Raw genomic sequence first — 4,368 nt, 5'->3', positions numbered from 1 at the left:
AAATGAATCCTAGCCAGAAGGAGGAAATTATGCAGAACCTGACCAGTTGGGAAGAGAAAGGGATGGAAAAGGGCATGGAAAAGGGCATGGAAAAGGGCATGGAAAAGGGCATGGAAAAGGGGCGGCGATCGCTCGTGTTTCTCCTTTTACAGCAAAAAGTGGGACAGTTACCTCAATTTCTAAGCGATCGTATCTCAACCATGTCTGCTAACCAACTAGAAGCACTCGCGATCGCGCTATTGAGCTTTAGTACGATCGATGACCTGACAACTTGGCTAGACAATCAAGGATAGCGTTCGTAGCTCAGATGATCATTGGCAGTACGTTGATCAACTATAAAAGTTTGTACAGGCAAGCGATCGCACCCTATCCATCATGCACGAATCCAATTTTTTCTGGTTTGGCTGGATCTTGACGTTTGTAGTGTCCTGTATTGTTCTGAGTTTGTCCTCAAGGAGAAAGACGAATTCGATCAAAAATCCAGTTGCTTCGCAGTTACTTAGAGAGGCGATCGCAACCTCAAAGCAGACTGATTTAGAGCAGCAGTGTTTGCGGTTGAGAGAACAGCTTCAACAACAAAAAACACAACTCAATCAGGACTTTCAGACTGACACCTTTGAACAATTGCAAACGCTGCTAACTAATTATCCTAGTGCCCGCAAAATGGCAGCCGCCAATCCCAATCTTCCGGCCCAAAACTTATCCGCCCTTTTTACACCATTAGAGAATCTGCTTGAAAGCTGGGGTATCGAAGCGATCGGTGTTCCCTGGAGTCAAGTACCCTACGATCAGAGACTACACCAACCCGACATCGAAGACCTGTCAGCAGGTGAACTCGTCTACATTCGATTTGTGGGCTATCAGCAGGGCGATCGTATTCTCTGTCCCGCCAGAGTCAGTCGGACGCTGCCACCCGTTCAGACGATTAAATCATCAAACAAAAGTTAAGATGCCTGATATCGCCATCTGATTTGAATTGTGGAAATTTAGTTATTGATGGTTAGTCACAAATCAATGGCTAATCAATAGCTAACGGCTAACAATCCATTATTTGATGATTCTCATAGACGATTTAGGACTTTCTATAGCCCCTGTTAATTCTGATTCCAAAACGCTCCATGACTGCGATCGCCATCGACTTCGGCACGAGTAACACTGTTGTTAGCATTCTTGAACCTGACACCCAAGCTCCCAAAACGCTGCGGTTTCCAACCATTTCGCGGCTGTTTCGCTTGACCAAAAACGGAGAAAAACTCGAAATTCCCGTAGTGCCGACGGTGATGTTTGTCAAAAGTGCAGACGAATTTGTGGTGGGAGAACAGGCACGCCTCCTTGCGGGTAACTCGAAGAGATCACAGCGCTTGGGACTCACTCAACCCGATCGCTTGTTTAAGTCGTTTAAGCGGGATCTGGCTGCTGATTTTCAACCGCCGCCTCGTCAGATTGATGGAATTAGCTACAGTGTTGAATCAGTTTCTAACCAGTTTTTACAATACATTTGGCAACAGATTAAACAACAGAATATTACCCCCTCTCAAGTAATTTTTACCGTCCCGATCGGAGCCTTCGATCGCTATCATGATTGGTTTCGTGACATGGCTGATCAGCTAGAAGTTTCTCAAGTGCAGTTGGTAGACGAATCAACCGCCGCCGCTTTGGGATATGCGATTCAGCGTCCTGGTTCTCTAGTTTTGGTTGTTGATTTTGGCGGCGGAACGCTTGATCTGAGCCTTGTCCGAACGGTCGCGGGAACGTCTGGAATCCATCGAGCCGAAGTGTTGGCTAAATCAGATGCCTACATTGGGGGAGAAGATATTGATACCTGGATTGTGGAAGATTATTTACATCAAATCGGGGCTTCACGAGAAACGGTAGGCGCGATCGGTTGGCAAAATCTACTGGCGATCGCCGAACGTCTCAAAATCCGCTTGTCCAGTGTCGAATCAGCAACCGAAAGCTGGCTCAATGAAGAAACCTTTACCTCCTATGATCTGAAGCTCGATCGCACTCGGCTAGAAACCATTCTCGAATCGCGTCACCTACTCGAACAGTTGCGTCAGGCGCTTGATGAAGTGTTAACGATCGCCCTGGGTAAAGGGATTCGTAAAGGTGATCTGGAGCAAGTTCTTTTAGTCGGAGGAAGTTGTCTAATTCCCGCCGTTCAACAGCTTGTTCTCTCTTACTTTGGGCGGCAGCGCGTCAAGCTCGACAAACCCTTTGAAGCGGTTGCTCACGGAGCCTTGGCGCTGACTCAACTGACTGGAATTGACGACTATTTGCGCCACACCTACGCAATTCGCTTATGGGAACCTGCGGCGCGATCGTATACCTACTTTCCGCTCTTTGACCAGGGCACCTCCTATCCCTGTCAGCGTTCCGAAGTTCTGACTTTACAGGTCGCCACAACAGGACAGCAAGAAATTCGCCTCGATATTGGAGAAGTGGCCGCCGTCTCACAAGCCGAAGTCACCTACGACGCTCAGGGCAGAATGACCAGCACCCCTTTACGCCAACAAGAAACCTATCGCCCCCTCGCCCATCAGGAACCGTCCGTTTGTGTCGCGCACCTCGATCCACCCGGACAGATTGGACTCGATCGCATCACCGTCCAGTTTGAAGTCACCGACCAGAGAATTTTAGTCGCTACTGTGCGAGACTTGCTAACCGATAAACTTTTAGTCGAACGGGGAGCGATCGCCAAACTTCAATGAGAGCAAATTTAGCCCTATTCCTTGAGAAGGTTACATCAATACCATCACCATCCTAAAGTGTTGAATTGCATTCTCTCCCCAAAGCACTGTGAGCAATGAGAACCAAAGTGACCCACCTGCACCCACCCCTCATGAATTGCCTGTGTTTAGAGAGCCGCTTGAATGGTTACGGCGATCGCCCCCCTGGTTACAAGTCGTCTTAGTCGTCACAATTTACTTGACCCTTTGGTATGGACTGGATCTCATGTCTGTGAAATTTGAGTCAGCCCCCGAAATTCAAGTCTGGTATCCGCCTTCTGCCCTAGATGTCGTCCTTTTGCTGGTGTTTGGTCTGCGCTTTTGGCCGACCCTGCTGCTTAATACTTTCATCCATTACTGGTTTGTGAGTCCTCGCCAACTGCCGATCGAGACGCTGATTGTCTTTGATGTTGTCACGACGATCGGTTACACCGGGGCTTGCTGGCTATTGCTCAAAGTCTTAAAAATTAATCCTCGACTTCGACAACTGCGCGATGTGATTTGGTTTACGGTGATCGCGGCTCTGATTGCCCCCCTGATTATTGCGTTCTTACAAGTCGTTAATTTTGCCACGATCGGACTGATTCCCTGGTCACAGTGGCTCATGCTTACATTGCACTACTGCGCGGGCGACTCGACAGGAATTGGGATGTTAGCCCCTTTTTTGCTGGTATTGCTGCGAAAGGTGCCTTGGATCTGGCTACATCGAGAAGCGCGGCCCCTTGCGGGTAACTCGAAGAGATCGCCTCAAGATTCGGGTGGAGATGATGAGTTGCGCTGGCCGTCGCGTCAAGGAATCCCGGTTCTGTTGTTTCATGTGAAACTACTGGCAGCAGGAATCTGGGTCGGCTATGGCACTCCCCGTGGCACGAGTTTGGACTATACCTACTTTGTATTTTTGCCGATGATCTGGATTGCGATTCAGTATGGGTTTCCGAGAGCAACGGCGACTGTTTTGGGAATCAATCTGGGCGTAGCGTTCTTAGTCGGTTCTCGGAGCGGGGCTGCCAATACGCTGGCGCTGCAATTTGGTCTGATGGGCTTTACGCATACCGGGATTGTGTTGGGAGCGATCGCCACTGAGCGCAAACGAGCCGCCCAAAGACTCAAACAAATGTATCAGCGAGTCAGAACGTTAAATCGAGGGCTAGAACGTCAGGTTCACGAGCGCACGGCTCAACTCAATCAACAAATGCAGCAGCTTCAGCAGTTGGGCCATCTCAAGGATGACTTTTTGAGTACCGTTTCTCACGAATTGCGAAGTCCGATGGCCAACATGAAAATGGCGATTCGGATGTTACAACTGTCTTCAAACCACGAACATCGCGATCGCTACTTAGAAATTTTGCAGCACGAGTGCGATCGCGAAACAGCCCTGATCAATGATTTGCTGGATTTACAACGGATCGAAGCAGGCGCAGACATTGCAGAAATGCAGTCACTTTGTCTTCAAACTTGGCTCCCAGCGATCGTGGACACCTTTCAAGAACGCGCTCAGTCGGGTCAACAAGTTCTCCGCCTCCATCTAGACAGTCACCTGCCTGCTGTGCTTACCGACCCCGCCAAATTAGAGCGAATTGTCACGTAACTACTCAGGCTTAAAACATCATAACGATTTGCGTCAAAGCACAGAAGTAGA

4 protein-coding genes are annotated in these 4,368 nt (G+C 49.0%); all 4 read left to right on the top strand.

Annotated features, from left to right (window positions below; genetic code table 11):
- A partial coding sequence (locus ACJ2PR_RS35200; RefSeq protein WP_446880542.1) for a DUF4351 domain-containing protein occupies nt 1-293 on the top strand: 293 nt, incomplete at its 5' end.
- Nucleotides 294-375: 82 nt separating this feature from the next.
- The gene (locus tag ACJ2PR_RS35195) at nt 376-948 is read left to right on the top strand and encodes a nucleotide exchange factor GrpE (protein ID WP_446880541.1); all 573 of its coding nucleotides are present in this window, start codon (nt 376-378) and stop codon (nt 946-948) included.
- 170 nt (nt 949-1,118) lie between these two features.
- Nucleotides 1,119-2,711 (top strand): Hsp70 family protein, encoded by a 1,593-nt coding sequence (locus ACJ2PR_RS35190; RefSeq protein WP_446880540.1) that lies wholly within the window; start codon nt 1,119-1,121, stop codon nt 2,709-2,711.
- 88 nt (nt 2,712-2,799) lie between these two features.
- Complete coding sequence (locus ACJ2PR_RS35185) at nt 2,800-4,317, top strand: MASE1 domain-containing protein (protein WP_446880539.1); 1,518 nt, start codon at nt 2,800-2,802, stop codon at nt 4,315-4,317.
- The last annotated feature ends 51 nt before the right edge of the window (nt 4,318-4,368 follow it).

It is taken from the genome of Phormidesmis sp. 146-33 (genome assembly GCF_052939515.1).
The sequence above is the reverse complement of the archived record's forward strand: the minus strand, read 5'-3'. Positions and strand labels throughout refer to the sequence as shown.

Bases quoted from the DNA above. Each gene is read 5' to 3' on its own strand.
- ACJ2PR_RS35195 (WP_446880541.1), top strand. From the start codon at position 376: ATGCACGAATCCAATTTTTTCTGGTTTGGCTGGATCTTGACGTTTGTA.
- ACJ2PR_RS35190 (WP_446880540.1), top strand. From the start codon at position 1,119: ATGACTGCGATCGCCATCGACTTCGGCACGAGTAACACTGTTGTTAGC.